Source organism: Desulfovibrio biadhensis, from assembly GCF_055388615.1.
This window is the reverse complement of sequence record NZ_AP042477.1, coordinates 2,168,972-2,186,396: the sequence shown is the minus strand read 5'-3', so window position 1 is coordinate 2,186,396 and position 17,425 is coordinate 2,168,972. Positions and strand designations below refer to the sequence as shown.

Here is a 17,425-nt window from a genome sequence, read left to right as displayed (position 1 = left end):
CTTCAGGAAAGCATGGGGCGCAAAGACGGGATCAAGGTCAGTAATTCTTCCTCGAAATCCTCCTGGTTCCTGAACCACAGCCCATAAAGGCCGGTTTCCATGGCCAGATCGGTGTTGCGCCTGGTGTCATCAATGAACAGAGCCTCTTCGGCCTGCACTCCCATCTCACGCACGGCATACCTGAAAGATTCAGGGTCCCGCTTGTGCAACCCAGTGTAATATGAGTTGAATACCTTTTCAAACGGCTTGGAATAGCTGAGCGCCGCGTCCAGTTCGTCCAGCCAGTTGGTCTGGTCGCTCAGCACGGCGGCCCGCATGCCGGCGGCTTTTACGGCGTCCACCACAGCATACATTCTCGGCCGCAACACAAAACGCTCCAGCAGTTCTTTGCGGAGCACCGCATCATCACCATGGATGCCTGTACGCTGGCGCAAATCTTCCCACCATTGGGCTTCCGTGGCGCGCCCCACCAGATAGCCGGTCTCGAAGATGCTGTCCACGGCTGTTTGAAAGAATGCCTCAGGGTCCTTTCCCTGGGTGCGGCCAATGTGCCGCAATCCCTGATGAAACCCTTCCTCGGCAAGAATACCGCCAAAATCGAACAAAACGACCTTGAATTCGCGTTGCATTCAAATTCCCGTAAATTATTTATTCACACTGTCAAAGGCCTCATCCAGAGCCTTGAGAAAACCATCCACGCCCTTCTTTACTATGCTTTGCGCGCGCCAGGCGATGAAATCGCTATAGCTGCCAAAGCCCAGAAAGCGCATCTCTTCATTCGCCGGGGCGTCCTCTTCCGGAAAGGTCTGACAAACAAGCCGATCCTTACCCGTGTCCTCCCTCTCTATGTAGAAGACCGTTATCCTGTCCAGTCGTTCAGCCTGTTCCTTGTCCAGGCAAAGCTCAAGATAAGGGCGGTTCTTCTCATCCACATCCTGGGCCTTTACTTCGCCTATGGTTACACCTTCCAAAACCACAGGAGCGGGCAAATGCATGGTGGCGTCACCCTCGATAAGCACAGTGGCGCTGGTTTGAGAAAAGGGATTGCAAAAATTCCCCAGCGAATCGCAGCCCCCAAGGGCCAGCAAAATGGAAAAGGCGATTACAAGCATTTTCATCCGGTCACATCTCATTTTTCTTTCCTCCATATATAGGACCCTACAGCATACTGCCGGACATGACACCACGCTACCCAATTTTGGGCGGCCTTGCCAGCTTTGGCCGCCCCATGCGGCATTATAATCCTGTTGTCATGTTTCAATAAAGCCTATACTAGCAATACAATGGCAGCTTTTACTATGTACCCGCAGCGTACCATGCAAGGGAGAGGTTTTTATGGGCAAAAGCGAGATACTGCTCGAATCTGGAACCAACGAGCTTGAGATCATCGAATTTTACATCGATGAACGCATTGAGGACGCCGCGGACAACACCCCTGCAAAGCGCGGCTTTTTCGGCATCAATGTCGCCAAGGTGCTGGAAGTCATAGAAAGCCCTCCCCTTACTGCGTCCGAGGCTGCCAGCCATCCCTGTTTCAGGGGCACCATACCCCTGCGCGACATTATCCTCCCCGTTCTCGACCTGAGCACCTGGCTAGGCATAGACAAGGCGCCAAACGCCTATGAAGTCATCCTTGTAACGGAGTTCAACCGGACCATCACCGGCTTTCTGGTTTCCGGGGTCACCCAGATTCACCGGGTCAGTTGGACTGATGTTCGCCCCCCAAGCCAATACCTGACGCGCATGGAAAGCAACTGCATCACCTCCATGGTGGATTTGGAGGATCATTTCGTATTGCTGCTGGACCTGGAAAACATACTGTACGAGCTTGATCCTGAAAGCAGGGAAAGCGGCAATGTGGAGCGCGCGGCCCATGACGTTCGGGCCCTGATCGTTGACGATTCAACCTCCCTGCGCTCCATGATCCACCAAAAACTGCTGGAAGCGAATTTCAAGGTGGAGACATGCAACGACGGGCAGCATGCCTGGGACTTTCTGCAATCATTGCAAGCCAGGGCGCAGGAAGAAGGAAAACGCGTCATCGACTATCTGGACATCGTCATCTCGGACATAGAAATGCCGCGTATGGACGGCTACGCCCTGACCCGCCACATCAAACAGGATTCCGCTTTCAAGGACCTGCCGGTGGTGCTTTTTTCCTCCATGATCACCAAAGAACTGCGTCACAAAGGTGAAAGCGTCGGCGCTGACGACCAGGTCTCCAAGCCGGAGTTCGTAACACTGGCCAGCCGGGCCCTGACGTTGATCAGAAGCAACAGGGAAGACATCCAGCATCCAGCTATCGCTTCCTGAAGCAGACAGAACCCGTCTCAGAGCACTTTTGCGACAAGATAGTATACTGCCAGCCCCGTGCCCACGGAGCCGTACATAAGAATTCAGGGCACGCAGTATTTACGCAGCTTCCAGATTGCCAGACCGGCAAACCCGAGTGCCGCCAGCACTCCCGCCACTATCGCCATCACATTGGTCATGCTCCCTCCTGCCCCTCTCTCTCAGAATACAAGGGCATATCCAAATGTAATAACCCTTCAAACGCTTCTGTCCAGTCGCCCAAAATAGTTTCCCCCTTCTTTTCCTCCTCCCCTTGTCACAAACAAGAGGCTCCCGTATAACTATTCCAAAACCGGAGGATAACCATGCAGTATTTTAATAAAAAAACTGGGCACTTAAAAACAACTGCCCTGGTCAAAGGCAACGCCCCCGGCATGAACCGCCGTCAATTTTTAAAACACCAACTCGGCGCTGCCGCCCTGCTTGCCGGTGGCAGCCTGGGATTGCTTGCACCGGAGGATATTCTGGCCGCACCCGCGCCGGACCTGGCCATGGCAAAGGGCGCGCCTGCCGCCGCCACGCGGGCTGCTGTGGAGATGCTGGGCGGTATGCAGGAATTTGTGCGACCGGGACAACGCGTGGTCGTCAAACCGAACATGAGCTTTGCCAATCCGCCCGAGTGGGCCACCACCACCCACCCGGAAGTGGTGCGGGAAATTGTGGCCATGTGCCTTGAAGCCGACGCTGCGGATGTCCGCGTGCTGGACAACCCCTTGCGCTCAGGCGAAATCTGCCTGGAACGCTCGGGCATCGCAGCCGCCTGCCAAGGGCTGGGGAAGGGCGACATCGCGCACGCCATCGAAGCACCCTCTTTTTACCGTGATGCATCCATACCAAAGGCAAAGGCCATGCGCGAAAATACCTTCATGAAGGATGTTCTCGCAGCGGATGTCATCATCGCGGCTCCGGTGGCGAAATCCCACGGGTCCACCGGCGTGAGCCTTAGCATGAAAGGCATGATGGGGCTGATCTGGAACCGCGGCGTCATGCACTCGCGCTATGATCTTTCGGAGTCCATTGTGGACCTGAATACCCGGCTCGGCGCAAACCTGGCCGTGGTGGACGCCACCAGAGTGCTGACCACCAATGGCCCCTATGGCCCGGGCAAGGTCATCACACCCGGCGCAGTCATTGCCTCCCGCGACTTTGTGGCGGCGGACGCCTACACAGTGGCGACCTTTGAATGGTGGGGGCGCAAAATGAACCCTAATCAGGTAAAGCACATACGACTGGCCCATGAACGCGGTCTGGGGCGCATGGACATTGAAAATCTGAACGTGAAGGAACTTGTGTTGTAGTGTCTCGCTCCACAGGTTCTCTCAAGAAAAGGCAAAAGCGCCCGCCCCGGCTGCAACGCTGGGTGCAGGGCGCAACCCTGCTGCTATTCGTCCTTCTTATCTGGCAGACAATGTGGCCCTTTGCGGGGTGGCTAGTGCGCTGGCTGCCTCCGGACAGCTTTCTGCGGCTGGACCCTGCCGGCATGCTCATTTCCGGGCTGAGCACCCGTGCCTGGATAACCGGTGGCATAGCCATGCTGCTGGCATTGCTCGCCACGGCCATAATAGGGCGATTTTTCTGCGGCATGCTCTGCCCCATGGGCACCACCATCGACGCTGTCGAGCGCCTGCTTTACGGCCCTACCACAACCCGCAAGTACCGTCTGCAAGCAGGCTCCAGCGCATCTCCCCGGCTGTCACGGCTCAAGTACTACCTGCTCATCTTCCTGCTTGCCGCTGCGACCATGGGAGTATCCTTCGTCTTTTTGCTGGCGCCGATTCCCCTTGTCACCCGCCTCTACGCCCTGCTGTTGCATCCGGTGCTGCTGGCCCTTGGCGATCATGTACTGAACATGACGCGCCCTGCCCTCGATGCCCTGGGAATGACATCCCTTTACTATACGCAGCTGCAGACACCGCGCTTTGCAACCCAGCTTTTCACCATAGCTTTCTTTGCGGGTATTTTTGCCTGTGGTCTGCTGGCACCCCGCTTCTGGTGCCGCAACCTATGCCCAGCAGGGGCCTTGTTCGCCCTTTTTTCACGGCGCCCCCTGCTGCGTAGGCAGGTTGCAGAAACCTGCATCCAATGCGGCGCCTGCCAACGCCAGTGCCCCATGGGCGCCATTCCTGAAGACCCTTTCCTTACCAGCCATGCGGAATGCATTATCTGTCAACGCTGCACGCAGATATGTCCGGTGCAGGCTATTGATTTTCGGCTTGCGACGGCACCGCAACAAAACGCTTCTTCCCCAACGCACCAGCCAGCTAGACGCGCATTTCTTTTTGCCGGCGTCTTATGGGCAGGGGGCGGTATTGGCGGCGCCATGGCGGCCGTCACGGGGCTGACCTCCCCTCACGTTCCGGAGGGCAAAGGCTCCGTGGCGCCTCCGGATGTCATCCGCCCACCAGGCGCGCTGCCGGAAAATGATTTTCTTGCGCGCTGTGTCCGCTGTGGGGAGTGCATGAAAGCCTGCCCCACGAATACCTTGCAGCCCATTGGCCTGGAGTTCGGCGTATCCGGTCTTTTCAGCCCTACGCTGGTGCCACGACGCGGCCCATGTGAGCCAACATGCAGGGCGTGCGGCCTGGTGTGCCCCACAGGCGCACTGCGCACCCTGCCAAGCCAGGCCGAAAAGGTGCACGCCAAGCTGGGCACGGCCCGGGTGCTGCGCTATAAATGTCTGGCCTGGGAGCACGGGCGCAAATGTCTTGTCTGTGACGAGGTCTGCCCGTTTGACGCCATTGAATTGATTCGCGCGCCCGGCATTGATGCGCCAGTGCCGATAGTGCACGAAAACCGCTGTGCAGGGTGCGGATTCTGTGAGTTCAACTGCCCTGTGCGGGAGCAACGCGCCATTGTTATCGAACCCATGGGCGCCCTGCGTCTGGCTTCCGGCAGCTATGAGGAGACGGCAACAGCAGCAGGCCTTGAGCTTTCATTGGTAGGTCACAAACAAAGCGCGCCCCAGCAAACCGGATATCCGGGCGAATACGGCTCTCCAGACACGCAGGGATACCCCCAAACGAAAGAATATCCCGAAGGTCAAGGCGGCTACGCCGCGCCCAATCAAAACGAACAAGGGCTGCCCCCGGGATTCACCGCCCCTGAAACCAGTGAGCAGCAAAATGAGGGCGCCCTGCCTCCGGGATTCAGCGACCCTGACGAGTAGAAAGCTGCACAGTGCTGCGCCCAATAAAGAAGGCGCCCTCCGGATAATCCCGGAAGGCGCCTTTTCTGACGTTGGCAGGCTGTTCGCTCGCCTAAAATTCGTAACGCATGTTCATCATGAACCGGGCGTTGTAGGTATCTTCGCGGAACAGGCTGTAGGCGGCTTCGGCACTGATGATGAAGCTATCCACGGGGTAAATATCCAGCCCCATGGAGACTTCCACTTCGTCGGGGTCCTCTTCCGTCTCACAGGTATCGTAAATATAGCCCACGTCGACAAAGGGCATCAGGTAGGTAAACGCGTAGGAGGCCCGGCCGCCTATGCGCAGCTCCCCTGTTTCCACAGGATCAGGCTTGCCGTTGGGAGCGGCAAACGAAGCTTCGGGCAAATCGATGAAAGGGGCGTTGTCGGAGTTTGAGTAGTCGTAACTGCTCTCGCGCGCGTAGGTATAGCCCATGGATGCGCTGAGCAACCAGTTTTCGAGCACGAAGTACTGTGTGATGTTGGGGCTGACCATGACTCTGACGGAATCGTGGAACGCAGTGGCTGTGGACCCGTTGCTGAGCAGGGAGACGCCGCCGATGATATCAAAAATCGTCTGATCGAAAAGCGCGATGGAAAGATACGGCGCAAAGGTCCAGCCGATGGAGCCCGACTCGCCGTTGATGCCGTAGAAATCGCTCTCAATGTAGGAGCCTTCCATGCCAAAGCCCAGGCCGATCACGGTCCTGTCGGTCAGCCGATAATCCACGCCGAGCATGGTCATGGCGGAGTAGCCGTCAAACTTGGTGTTGCTGGCCGTATTGCCCATCAGGCTCATACCGCCGGAAAGCCAGACGCCCAGGCCGAGTTGCTCGTTCAAGGCTTCACCGGCAGCCATGCCTGTGGCTACGCCGGGATCGATCTCGTAAGCCACCTGGTCACTGCTGCCGCCCGCCATATCCATGGCGGTCTGGTGTTCCAGACGACTCTTCAGGGCCTGTTGCTGCTTGTTCTGCATGGCTTTAGGGCGCGGCGCCTGAATCTGGGCGATACGATTGCGGATCAAACGTGTCGTCAGTCGCGTTTCAGACTTGATGGTTTCCTTTTCTTCAGCCTGCACACCTGGTGACTGGTTGCCGAAGTAAGCATAGCCGAGGAAATCGCCTTCCTCGTTGTAGACTTTGTTGCCTTCGTAATGCAAATGCTCTGTGGTTTCGTAATAACCGTCTTCGACAACAAAAGACTTGATCCTTCCCTGGGAATCGTACTTGATGTTCTTTATGTTATCTGCATTCTCATAGCGAGACAAATCACCTGAAGTATAGTATATCCATCCATTTTCCGGAATGGCTTTATTACTTTTAAATGTATACGCTGCAGACGGTGTAGCATATGAGATGATGGCAAATGCACAAAAAATACAAATGCCGAACGTTTTCAAGTAACGCTCGTAGCAGTTCATGAATTAGACCCCACTTATGAAATGTTGTGAAACGCGCACATCACCATCCCATGATCAGATACGGGATGGCCTCCCCGGAAAAGATGATATTTCAACTACATAGAAAGACTTAACAGATGCGGGTTACGACTAGCAAATATTCGGTATCATTGCAAGGCAACAAAAACAACATTAGCAATAAACTCGGGCCAATGCGGCAATCCCGTCATTACATGCAACAATTCATCTTTTCTGGAGTATGGAGGTATACAAATCGAGATAGGAATCCGCCATGCGTTGTGCGGTAAAGTTCTCGTGGAAACGCTCTCGTGAGGAAGTGGAAAACTTGTCGGAAAGTTCAGGGTAGTGAAAAATCTTGTGCATGGCCGTCGCCAGGGCATAGGGATCTCGCGGCGGAACAACAAACCCCGTCTCCATATCCTTGTTCACGTAGGACGTGCCCGTGCCGATTTCACAAGAAATCAGCGGCTTTCCAAACCGCGCCCCTTCGAGCAAAGTTATGCCGAAGGCCTCGGACCTGAGATGGGACGGAAAAATCACAGCCCGGCACAATTGCAGCAGGGCCAGTTTGTCAGGCTCGGAAATACGCCCCAACATGTGCACATGGTCGAGCTTGTATTTTTCCTTGGTCTTGATGATTTCCTTTTCCTGGGGGCCTGAGCCGGCCAGCACGACTTCGTAATTTGTGACCCTGGCCGCCTCCAACAAGTATTTGAGCCCTTTATAGTAGCGGAAAACGCCAACGAACAGAAAAAAGCCCTCGCCGACCCTCTTTCGCCACTTTTCCACCAGTTCGGGGTCAACCGCATCACCCGACTCTTCCCTGATCCCGAGAGGGATGACCTGAATCTTGTCTTTGAACCTTTTGAGCACAGGACTGGATTCAAGGTAGTTGGGAGAAGTCGCAACAATGGAGTCCACCTTGGACAAAAAAGAGTACATGAGGGGCTTGTAAAACAAGAACAGGCATTTTTGCCGTACAATGTCGCTATGATACGTGACCACGGAAGGCTTCTTTCTGCCATTCAGCAGGTAAAAGACATCCGCCACCGGATACGGAAAATGGTAGTGCACCAGGTCCACATCTTCGATGAGACACTGGAAGCGCCTGAAAAATCGCTGACCAATAGGGGTGGAGGCATAGTTGATGGCGTTCAGGGAACGCACAACCGTATGATCCTCAAAATTGAGAATGGGCTGCGCCAGGGCATTGCCATAGAGACACATGACCGTGCTTTCCACTCCCTTGGGGTACATGCCGTGCACCAATTGATAAATGGTGTTTTCCACCCCACCAAAGGACTCGGGAAGATAGCACTTGAAGAAATGAAGGATTTTCATAATCTTGAATATCTCGTTGGTTCAGGACGCATAAGCCCGTTGGCGACTTTGGGTCCATCGCCTCAATGCGCTGAAATCTGCCCCAGAGACGGGCGAACTGTCAAAAGCATTTTTCCCTGTTCTTTTTGCAGGAGATTTCAAGAAGCTGACCTCCCTCTTGACATCAGGTCGTATTTTGTTGTCCAGTTTGATTTATGGACGCATACACCATTCGATTCGAACCTGCTGAAAACGGACGTTGGCTGGCTGAGGTGCTGGAACTCCCCGGCGTCATGGCCTATGGTCACACGGTGGAACAGGCCGTAGTCAAAGCCATGGTCCTTGCAACTCTTGCCATAATCGACCTCAACGATTTTGGGAACTGATCGTTTTCTTTCACAGAACTCCCCTGCAGACCATCGCTGCTGTGCTTTTGTTGACTCGGGCTGTGCTTTGTCGTAGTTTGCCGCTCTCTTAATAGTAAATGTCGGCATTGCGTCCTGCATCCCGACCAGGCACAAAGGGAAATACGTGTTTTTTCCTTCGCTTACGGCTGCCCTGCGCCTTGATTTCAAGGCTGCTTGCACCCGCCGCGTCCGATGGCGCGCATACGCAATGCACTGTCTTGCGTATGATAGCTGCTTGTCTCGCAAACTGAAAAACCTACCGCAGGAACCACACGATGGATAGCATTCGCACCTTGCCCAGCGACGACGTACGTCAGATTATGTGGCGCTTCTCCGACCGTTTCGACATGCAAATGGCCGTGCAGTCGGCGCGCAGCGTTGCCCGCGGGCTGGTGGCCCGTCTCGTGGCGGAAGGCGCACGCAACAGCCACGATTGGACCGAGGCCAAGGCCCAGCTCCTCACAGCTTTTGACGAAGCCGGCCTGACATCCATTTTCATGGAACCCGAACAAGGCGGTTTCATCGAAGGGCCCAAAAACCTGGCGCTCTCGTTGGTGGCCTACGAACTCGCTTGGGTTGATGCCGGTGCAGGCACATGCAGCATGGCAAGCTTTCTTGCCCTGTCTCCCATCCATGAGCGTGGCACCGAGGAACAGCGCGAATATTATCTTTCCGCCTGCGTGCCGCCCCAACCAGGCGAAGACCGCAAGGTGCTCAGAGGCGCCTTTGCCCTTACCGAACCCATCCCCTACGTGGGCGTGGATACGGGCGTGCTGGTGGGCAAGGCCACGGTCAAGGAATGGGAAGACGGTAAAGAGCCCATGCTGCATATCGACAAACGCGGCCGCTTTATCACCAACATGCCCTTTGCCGACTTTGTGGTTGCCGCTGTGGATACCGCGGACGACCGCATCAAGACCTCCTGCATGGTCATCCTGGAAAAGGACGACCCCGGCACCTGGGATCCGGGCTCTCCGACCCTGAAAATGGTGCACCAGCTTTCCGCGACTTCCGACCCGGTCCTCAACCTCACCGTACCGGCCAGCCGCATTGTGGGCGGGTACACCGTGGAGGACGGAGTCATTGTCCCCAATTATTCACACTCCGAGGTCATTGCCGCGGTCTTCAGCCACACCCGCGTCACTGTGGGACTGATGACGGCATCCAAGCTGTTGTCCGCCGTGGAACCCATCATGCGCTACCAGCGCCAGCGTTTTCGCGGCGGTGAAGCGGCCCATCCCGGCTCGCCCCGTTTCGAACAGGGCCTGCAGCAGAAGGAAGATGCGCTACAGCGTCTTATCGATGTCTGGGCCACTGGCGAAGCTGCCGCTTCCCTGGGGTTCGAGGCCTCTCGTATCTGGGATGTGATTGACCCCCTGGAAAAGGAAAAGACCCGTATTCTGACCGAACAGGGAATGATCAAGGGCCGTAAGCAGCTTATGGCCCTGCGCAAGAAGCAGAAAGAAGCCCTCGAATACATCGAACTGGAGCAGCTTCCCGAAGCCGAGCGCGACCAGGCCCGGTTCCAGGAACTCGAAGCCGATCCGTTGGTGCAATATTGCCTGGCCACTGCTGAGGGCAACGTGCTTTGCCCCGCCTGCAAGCTCTGGAACACAGGGCACGGCGCCAATGTCATGCGCGAGGCCCTGTCTCTCATGGGCGGCTACGGCATCACCGAAGACTGCCCCGGCTTCCTCGGGCACAAGTGGTTCGATACCCAACTTGAAGCCATTTATGAGGGTCCCGAAGCAGTGCAACGCCGCCAGATCAGCGCCACCGCCGCAGACGCCGTCTTTCTGGCGCGGTTCAAGCAGTGGGCTGCCCAGATGGATACACTGGCTGCAACGCGCCCCGGCGCAGGCGCCATGGCCGCGGGCATGAAACTGTGGCTGCACACTTTTGAGTTTCTGAATACCCACAAGGACCCGGATGGACGCCCCTTGTACCATGGCAAGCGCCACGGCGTGACCTACCCCATGGCGGACGCCCTATGCTGGCTGCTGGCCGCGCGCTGCTTCATGTATGATATCATTGAGCTCGAGGAAAAAGGCCCCATGAATCCTGTGGTGGCCGAAGGTCTTGAAGGCCTGCTCAGCTTTTACAACGACATGTTCGCTGTCCAGGCTGCCCGGGCTGCGGGTGAAGTCTCCCGGGTATGCTCCGAGTTGGTGTACGGCTTTCAGGAGGCTCCTGTGGAAGACGACGAGTTCCTCGCCCTGAAGCTTGCCGTGGACAAGAGCCTTGCAGGCGCCAAGCTGGCCAAAGACCGCGCAAGCCAAGCCCTGACAGGCGTGATGATTCCTGAGGCGCTGGATTACCCCTTGTAAGCAAGGGGGCACCTCGCACAAACACAAGGCGACAGCAAAGGCGGCGCAGCCGCCTTGCAAAGCCAACCGGAGAGACCCTGAATTATGAGCGAGATCGAACGCCAAAGCATGGAAGTCGATATCGCCTGCGTGGGCTTTGGCCCTGCCATGGCAGGCTTTCTGACCACCTTGTCCCGTGCGCTTGTCGCTGAAGACGGCACGCCCCTGGCTGAAAGCGAAAGTATGCCGGGCATGCCCTTGCAGGTGATCTGCTACGAACGCGCCGATGACATCGGGTTTGGCGTTTCGGGCATCGTGACCAAGGCCAGGGCGATCCGGGAAAGCTTTCCCGAATTCAATCCGGACGAAGTGCCCATGTGCGCCCCCGTTTCGGAAGAAAAGGTCGTTTACCTTCTGGACCCACACGGCGCCAGCCGCAGACCCAAGACCATGAAGGTGCAGGACAAGACCATCCGCGCCATCGCCGGGTCGAAGCTTGGGAAAAAGCTGGGGTACGGGCACGACGCCGTCGAGCTCCCGTACATCCCCCCCTTTCTGCAAAAACACAACGGCTATCTCTTCTCCATGGGGCAGTTCAGCCAATGGGTCGGACAGCAGGTCATGGGCTCCGGCCTTGTGCAAATCTGGCCCGGCACCCCCGTCAGTGAACCGCTTATCAAGGATCGCCGCGTGGAAGGTGTGCGGCTGGCGGATCAGGGGGTCGACAAGCAAGGCGCACCTGATGCCTGCTTTATGCCCGGCATGGACATCAAGGCCAAGCTCACCGTGGTGGGTGACGGACCAGTCGGCGCCGTGGGGCAAAAAATCGATCAGCACTTCGGTCTGCCGGAAGGGCACAGCCAGCATGAATGGGCCGTGGGTATGAAGATGGTGGTGGACCTGCCCGAAGGGTGCGAACTGCAGCCTGGCACCGTGCTGCACACCCTGGGGTATCCCGAACCCGGCATCTTCGGCTTTCTCTATGTCTACCCGGACAACGTCGCCTCTCTGGGCATATTTGTGCCGTCCTGGTTCGAAAGCCCGGTCCGCACCGCATACACCTACATGCAGCACTGGATGCAGCACCCCTATTTGTGGCGCTACCTCGAAGGAGGGCGCATGCGCTCCTGGGGCGCCAAGAGTCTGCAGGAATCCGGCCGCCGCGGCGAGCCGTTCCTGGTGGGTGATGGCTACGCCCGTATCGGCGAAGGCTCCGGCACCACAAACATACTCACCGGTTCAGGTGTTGACGAGGCATGGGCCTCCGGCACCCTGCTGGCCAAGGCGCTCATCGATATTTACAAGTCAGGCAAGGAAATCAACCAGGCCAATCTGCAGCAAACCTACGTGCAACGCCGCCGCAACCACTGGCTGGAAGCAGAATCCCAGCAGGCCGAGCGTTCTCGTGACGGTTTTACCAAAGGCATCATGCAGGGACTGGTCGGCATGACCATGTCGGGCTTTTCCAAAGGCAAGCTGGCCTGGTCCGGCGATCACAAACGCCCCTGGGAACGTGTGCCGAGCATTGAAGAATATTACAGCGGTATCATTCCCGTTGGTGAAATCGAGAATATCCGCAAGGAATGCCGTGAAAAGGGCGAACCCTTGCACGATGCCCTGATGGAGCGCGCCGGCTGGCCCAAGATAGAATTTGATGGCCAGCTTCTGGTCTCGCATCAGGATGCGCTGCTTATGGGCGGCAAGGTCCAGGCTGCGCCTGGCTACGCCGACCACGTGCAGTTCAAGAGCACCGAGACCTGCGTCAATTGCCGCGAACAGGTATGTATCGAAGCGTGCTCCGGCCAGGCAATCGCCATGAACCCCGAAGGTGGGGTACCTCTTTTTGACAGGGAAAAATGTGTGCACTGCGGAGCCTGCCTGTGGAACTGCAGCAAACCCGCCCCAAATGATAAAGAGCGCACCAACGTAAGCTTCACCGCCGGTTCTGGCGGTCTGCACTCGGCCGAGAACTAGAAACGCAGATATACCGAGATGATATTTTTTCTAGAGGGGAGTCTTTGCAAAGGCTCCCCTCTCGAATTCTTCCTTCCCATATTTTCTGATCTTTATTATCGACAAGGGCACTACGTTTTTCATTACCAAAAGATTTGGGAAGGAAAGCCGGGGGGAAAACGTTCATGAAGATTTCCTCGGTACACCCTTACCGTAATGATTGTTTCAACCAACAACCAGAGGAGCCGAGACGATGAGTTTTCACATTGTGGTCTGCGGCAGCATCGTTCCCGATCCGCTGCAGACGCTCGAGCCCATGCAGGGTCCCCAAGGCTGGGGCCTGAAAAATGAGATGATGCTTCCGGCAGTGCTGGACCCTTGGGCAGGGCACGCGCTTTTCGAAGCTGCAAACCTTGCCAAGAATAATCCTGACAGCAAAGTTTGGCTGCTGGCTCTCGGCCCCAAGGCCAAGCTGCAGCAGGTTATGATGTCCATTGGACAGAAGGTGCCTTTCGAGCTGGTCGTCATGGATGGCCCTGCAGGCGGATTTGTGGATGCTTTTGAGACGGCTGAAGCCCTGCAGAAGGGAATCGATTCCATTCAGGGGCTGGACAAAAGCAAACTGCTGCTCTTTGGGGGCTGGCAGTCCGCTTCCCGCGGCGCTGGCGCCACCATGCAGATTCTGGGCGAGATGCTCGGCATCACCGACCAATTCCAGGGCGTTGACGAACTGCGCGTAGAAGCAGACGGTTCACTGCGCATCCTCGAACGCATTGAAGCCGGGTGCTACCAGGTATCCACAGTTGCCACGCCACCTGCTGTTTTGGGCTGGGCAACAGGGAACCTGCCCGAGCCCCCCAATAACCCGCAGGTGGGTATGGTCAACATGCGACTGATCATGCCTGCGCTGCAGAAGGCGCAGCCTGCGCCTGTGGGCAGTGAAGGCGTGACCCTTTCCACTGTGGAGCTGCCCAAGCAGCGTCGTGAGACCCGCGTGGTCAAGGACACTCCGGTTGATGATATCGCCCGCGAAATCGTGGACTGGATCAAGAGCTGAACCAAGCCCTGAAGTTACGAGGATAGCACAATGGAACGCATACTCTTTCTGGCGCATACAGAATCTGACGGTTCGTTGCACAAAAGCGCCTCTGAAACCCTGGCAGCCGTTATCGAAGTTGCCAGTGGTCTGGGCTGCCCCTTTGATGTAGCCGTTTTTGGCGAAAACGCAGCCACTGCCATCGACGCTTTTGGCGGTTGCGGCGCTGCCGCTTTTTACACAATCACAGGGGGCGATTTCTCCACCCCCCGATATGGCACAGACGTCGCCGCCGTTCAGGCGCTGGTAGAAAAATCCGGCGCCAACATCGTGGTTGCAACCGCAGATTCCCGCATCAGCCGCGTGATTGCAGGCGCAGCGCAACGTCTTGGCGGCCGTGCCGACACTTTTGCCACCAAGCTGGAAGCAAAGGACGGCGCATTGGTCATCAGCCGCTGGTACTACAGACAACGCATGGTCGGCGCATTGACCCGCGCCCAGCGCCCCTGGCTGGTGAGCATGGCGCCCGGCAGCCACACTCCTTATGCTGGTGAAGCCGCTGCCGCCTCTGCCGAAGAAGTGGCGCCCACCCTGCCTGATAACGCCAAACGCACCCAGGTGCACGGTATTCAGACCTCGGACGTGGACGAACAGACCATCCGCCCCGATGCGGAAATGCTGTTTGTTGCGGGTGCAGGCTGGACCAAGAAGCAAAGCGACGGGCAAATTCACGGCGAGGATGCCTCGAGCATCATTCTGGATTTCCTGGGCACTGCCAAAGCCTCTCTTGGCAGCTCCAAATCCCTGGTGGACCAGGGCACCGAAGGACAGCCTGTGCTCCCCTTCCTGACGCACCTGCACCAGGTTGGGCAAACCGGCGCCACACCTCGCCACCCCAAGGGTTTGGCCACCTGCTGTCATGGTGAAGAGCCCCACGTCGTGGGCTGGCGCTTCATCAACGAACGCCGCGCCATCAACCTGGACGCCAGCTGCGGCTGGGCGCAGGGCAAGGCGGACGTTCTCTACGTTGCAGACGCTTTTGCCGTGATACAGAAGGTAAATGAACTGCTTAAGTCCTGACGCCTTCTTACGAAGACACGTAAAAGGCCGGTGCGTTCTTCGCCCCGGCCTTTTTTCTTTTAGTCAGCCTGTGAGTTCCTGAAGTTGTTTGAAGAGTGCGGCAGCTTTCTTGCGCCCCATGCCGGGAAGCGACGCCAGCTCATCCTCCGTGGCCGCAGCCATGGCCTGCAGATTGGGATAGTTGTCCCAGAGCAAACGGGCCGTCTTGGGGCCCACCCCGGGCAAACGCAACAGTTCCCCGCTGAGTGCGGCCTTGCGCTTGGCCTTGCGGTGGCGGCCAATGGCAAAGTTGTGCACGGTATCGCGCACGTGCTGCAAAAACAGCAATTCCTGGGAACCAGGTTGCAGCGGCAGTGGATTTTTGCGCCCAGGCAAAAATATCGAATCCTGGAGTCCATGCGTCTTGCGACGCGCGCCACCCGCCCCCTGAACCTTCTCCTTTGCAATACCCGCCAGAGAAAAGAGACCGTCGACACCGGCAAGCTCCAGCCCTTTTTCCACGGCGGCGAGCTGTCCACGGCCGCCATCGACAAGCAGCAGATCTGGCCATGGCGGACCGGACTCCACACGCCTGCCTGCCCAGGAGGAAAGCGCCGCGTAATCATCCCCCGCCGGCACATCATCGGGCACGGTGTATACCCGATATTGATCCTTGCGGGGTTCTCCGTCTTCAAACACGACAACCCCGACTCGGGCCTGGGCGCCGCCATGGTGCGAGACATCCACGGCTTCTATGCGCACAGGGGGCGCCCCCATGCGCAGGGCCTTGGCCAGACTTTCAAGAAGGGGCGTTTGCTCCCTGTGTTGCGCAGCCTCCCTGGCATTGGCGCCGGCCAATGAGACAAGATGCTTTTCCGCACTGTTTCGTGGCGGCGCGACGCGCACCTTACCGCTGCGATGCTCGGAAAGCGCCTCGGCCAACAATTCGTGCACACACAAATTGCTGCCCATTTTTTCGGAGCAGGTATCTCCCTCGTCTCTTTCGGCTGTAGCAGCAGTCTCTTCGGCAACTGCATCAGCCTCATCCCGCGCCATTGCGTCCAGATCCCAGGGCAGGACCAGCTTGTCGGGGATGAAGCTATGCGGTCCATAGTATTGACCGACAAATCCCTCCAGTACCTCGCGCCCGTCTTCCAGTGACAAGCCGGGCCAAAAAAAGTTCTTACGGTCAAGCAGGCGCCCTTGTCTGACAAAGAGCAACCCGAGAGCCAGCCCCCCTTCTGTCTGCGCCAGGCCGAGCACATCAATATCCGCCGTCCCAGGCAACACCGCGGCCTGTTGCTCAACTGTGCGCTCAATGGAGCGGAGTTGATCGCGCAACTCCGCCGCCTTTTCAAACTCCAGAGCGTCCGAAGCGCGCTGCATCTCGGTCTTCAGGGTCGTCAACAACTCTGTGGAGCGGCCCGTCAGCAACATTTCCACACGCTTCACCAGCCCTGCATATTCTTCCTGCGAAACGTCCAGAACACATGGCGCCCAGCATTGCCCAATATGATGATACAAACAGGGGCGCACGCGATTTTTCAACGCCCTGTCCGTGCACCGGCGCAAAGGGAAGGCGCGGTGTATGGCCTTCCATGTGGCGCGGGCAGCCTGTGCAGAGGTGAATGGACCAAAATATTGAGCGCCGTCACGCAGCACCTTACGCGTAAGCACAAGCCGGGGAAACGCGGCCTTCTTGTTCAATTTGAAGAGCACGTACTGCTTGTCGTCCCGCAACACGATATTATAGCGGGGGCGGTGTTTCTTGATCAAACTGGCCTCAAGCAACAAGGCCTCCTTTTCCGTCCCGGTGGTGAGTGTATCGATGCTCCTGGCCTGGGCCAGCATGGCCTTTGTCTTTGGGGTATGGCGCGGAAAATTGAGATAATATGAACTGACCCGCTTGCGCAGATGTTTCGCCTTACCCACATAGACAACACGCCCGTTCGTATCCTTGAAAAGATAAACGCCTGGTGTAACAGGAATATCCGGAAGTTTTTCCCGCAATCCCTGCAGGTGGGTCCACCCTTCCGGGTAGTTGTTTTCAGTTTGCATGTGCATAAGATACGGCATGCCCCCCCGATGGCAAAGGGGGGTATAAATTTTTTACGCGTACAAGAATTTTTACCAAAGAGACGCCACAAAAATATTTTGCAGCAGTACAAATTTTTTGTTCGCATATCATTTCAATATATTAGAGTTAGAATAGACTTTTCCAAAAGTACTTTCGGGGGCAGAACCCAATTTTTTTACCGTAAAAAAATTTTAACTTTTTTCAAAAAACCCCTTGCAAAGCCCATTTGACGAGGGTAAAAGGACTTTACCGCAAATTGAGGGAAGCGTCATTTTTTTGGCAAAGCAAAAGGAGGAAGGTTTAAA

General features: G+C 56.8%; 13 protein-coding genes. 8 read left to right on the top strand and 5 right to left on the bottom strand.

Annotated elements, in window-relative coordinates:
- Positions 1-2: 2 nt before the first annotated feature.
- Positions 3-629, bottom strand: a complete 627-nt coding sequence (locus ACZ5EH_RS09510; protein WP_464277887.1) for an HAD family hydrolase — start codon at positions 627-629, stop codon at positions 3-5.
- Between the two features lie 15 nt (positions 630-644).
- Positions 645-1,118 carry a hypothetical protein gene (locus tag ACZ5EH_RS09505; protein ID WP_464277886.1) on the bottom strand — a complete coding sequence of 158 codons (474 nt, stop codon included), beginning with the start codon at positions 1,116-1,118 and terminating at the stop codon, positions 645-647.
- A gap of 217 nt (positions 1,119-1,335) precedes the next feature.
- Between ACZ5EH_RS09505 and ACZ5EH_RS09500 the strand changes: the two genes are divergently transcribed.
- The 3 genes from ACZ5EH_RS09500 (at position 1,336) to ACZ5EH_RS09490 (ending at position 5,518) form a co-directional block, all read left to right on the top strand.
- The gene (locus tag ACZ5EH_RS09500; RefSeq protein WP_464277885.1) at positions 1,336-2,313 is read left to right on the top strand and encodes a chemotaxis protein; all 978 of its coding nucleotides are present in this window, start codon (positions 1,336-1,338) and stop codon (positions 2,311-2,313) included.
- A 344-nt stretch (positions 2,314-2,657) separates the two neighbouring features.
- On the top strand, positions 2,658-3,650 hold the full coding sequence (locus tag ACZ5EH_RS09495) for a DUF362 domain-containing protein (RefSeq protein WP_464277884.1): 993 nt from the start codon (positions 2,658-2,660) through the stop codon (positions 3,648-3,650).
- Positions 3,650-5,518 (top strand): 4Fe-4S binding protein, encoded by a 1,869-nt coding sequence (locus tag ACZ5EH_RS09490; protein WP_464277883.1) that lies wholly within the window; start codon positions 3,650-3,652, stop codon positions 5,516-5,518. Before ACZ5EH_RS09495 ends, ACZ5EH_RS09490 begins: the two co-directional genes overlap by 1 nt.
- A gap of 91 nt (positions 5,519-5,609) precedes the next feature.
- Here ACZ5EH_RS09490 and ACZ5EH_RS09485 read toward each other — a convergent pair whose 3' ends face one another.
- Together ACZ5EH_RS09485 and ACZ5EH_RS09480 are read right to left on the bottom strand one after the other, a co-directional pair.
- Positions 5,610-6,809: an autotransporter outer membrane beta-barrel domain-containing protein gene (locus ACZ5EH_RS09485; protein WP_464277882.1), complete on the bottom strand. Its 1,200-nt coding sequence runs from the start codon at positions 6,807-6,809 to the stop codon at positions 5,610-5,612.
- 375 nt (positions 6,810-7,184) lie between these two features.
- A complete protein-coding gene (locus ACZ5EH_RS09480) occupies positions 7,185-8,303 on the bottom strand; it encodes a glycosyltransferase (protein ID WP_464277881.1) in 1,119 nt (372 codons plus the stop codon).
- Between the two features lie 194 nt (positions 8,304-8,497).
- Here ACZ5EH_RS09480 and ACZ5EH_RS09475 point away from each other — a divergent pair, with 194 nt between their 5' ends.
- The 5 genes from ACZ5EH_RS09475 (at position 8,498) to ACZ5EH_RS09455 (ending at position 15,064) form a co-directional block, all read left to right on the top strand.
- Positions 8,498-8,668 carry a type II toxin-antitoxin system HicB family antitoxin gene (locus tag ACZ5EH_RS09475; protein WP_464277880.1) on the top strand — a complete coding sequence of 57 codons (171 nt, stop codon included), beginning with the start codon at positions 8,498-8,500 and terminating at the stop codon, positions 8,666-8,668.
- 296 nt (positions 8,669-8,964) lie between these two features.
- Entirely contained in the window at positions 8,965-11,016 is a 2,052-nt protein-coding gene (locus ACZ5EH_RS09470; RefSeq protein ID WP_464277879.1) for an acyl-CoA dehydrogenase family protein, read from the top strand.
- Between the two features lie 84 nt (positions 11,017-11,100).
- Positions 11,101-12,969 carry a 4Fe-4S ferredoxin gene (locus ACZ5EH_RS09465; RefSeq protein WP_464277878.1) on the top strand — a complete coding sequence of 623 codons (1,869 nt, stop codon included), beginning with the start codon at positions 11,101-11,103 and terminating at the stop codon, positions 12,967-12,969.
- 232 nt (positions 12,970-13,201) lie between these two features.
- Positions 13,202-14,005 (top strand): electron transfer flavoprotein subunit beta/FixA family protein, encoded by an 804-nt coding sequence (locus ACZ5EH_RS09460; protein ID WP_464277877.1) that lies wholly within the window; start codon positions 13,202-13,204, stop codon positions 14,003-14,005.
- A gap of 30 nt (positions 14,006-14,035) precedes the next feature.
- On the top strand, positions 14,036-15,064 hold the full coding sequence (locus tag ACZ5EH_RS09455) for an electron transfer flavoprotein subunit alpha/FixB family protein (RefSeq protein ID WP_464277876.1): 1,029 nt from the start codon (positions 14,036-14,038) through the stop codon (positions 15,062-15,064).
- Positions 15,065-15,127: 63 nt separating this feature from the next.
- On the opposite strand, the gene uvrC is transcribed toward ACZ5EH_RS09455, so the two are convergent.
- Positions 15,128-17,101 carry an excinuclease ABC subunit UvrC gene (gene uvrC / locus ACZ5EH_RS09450; protein ID WP_464278286.1) on the bottom strand — a complete coding sequence of 658 codons (1,974 nt, stop codon included), beginning with the start codon at positions 17,099-17,101 and terminating at the stop codon, positions 15,128-15,130.
- Positions 17,102-17,425 lie beyond the last annotated feature (324 nt).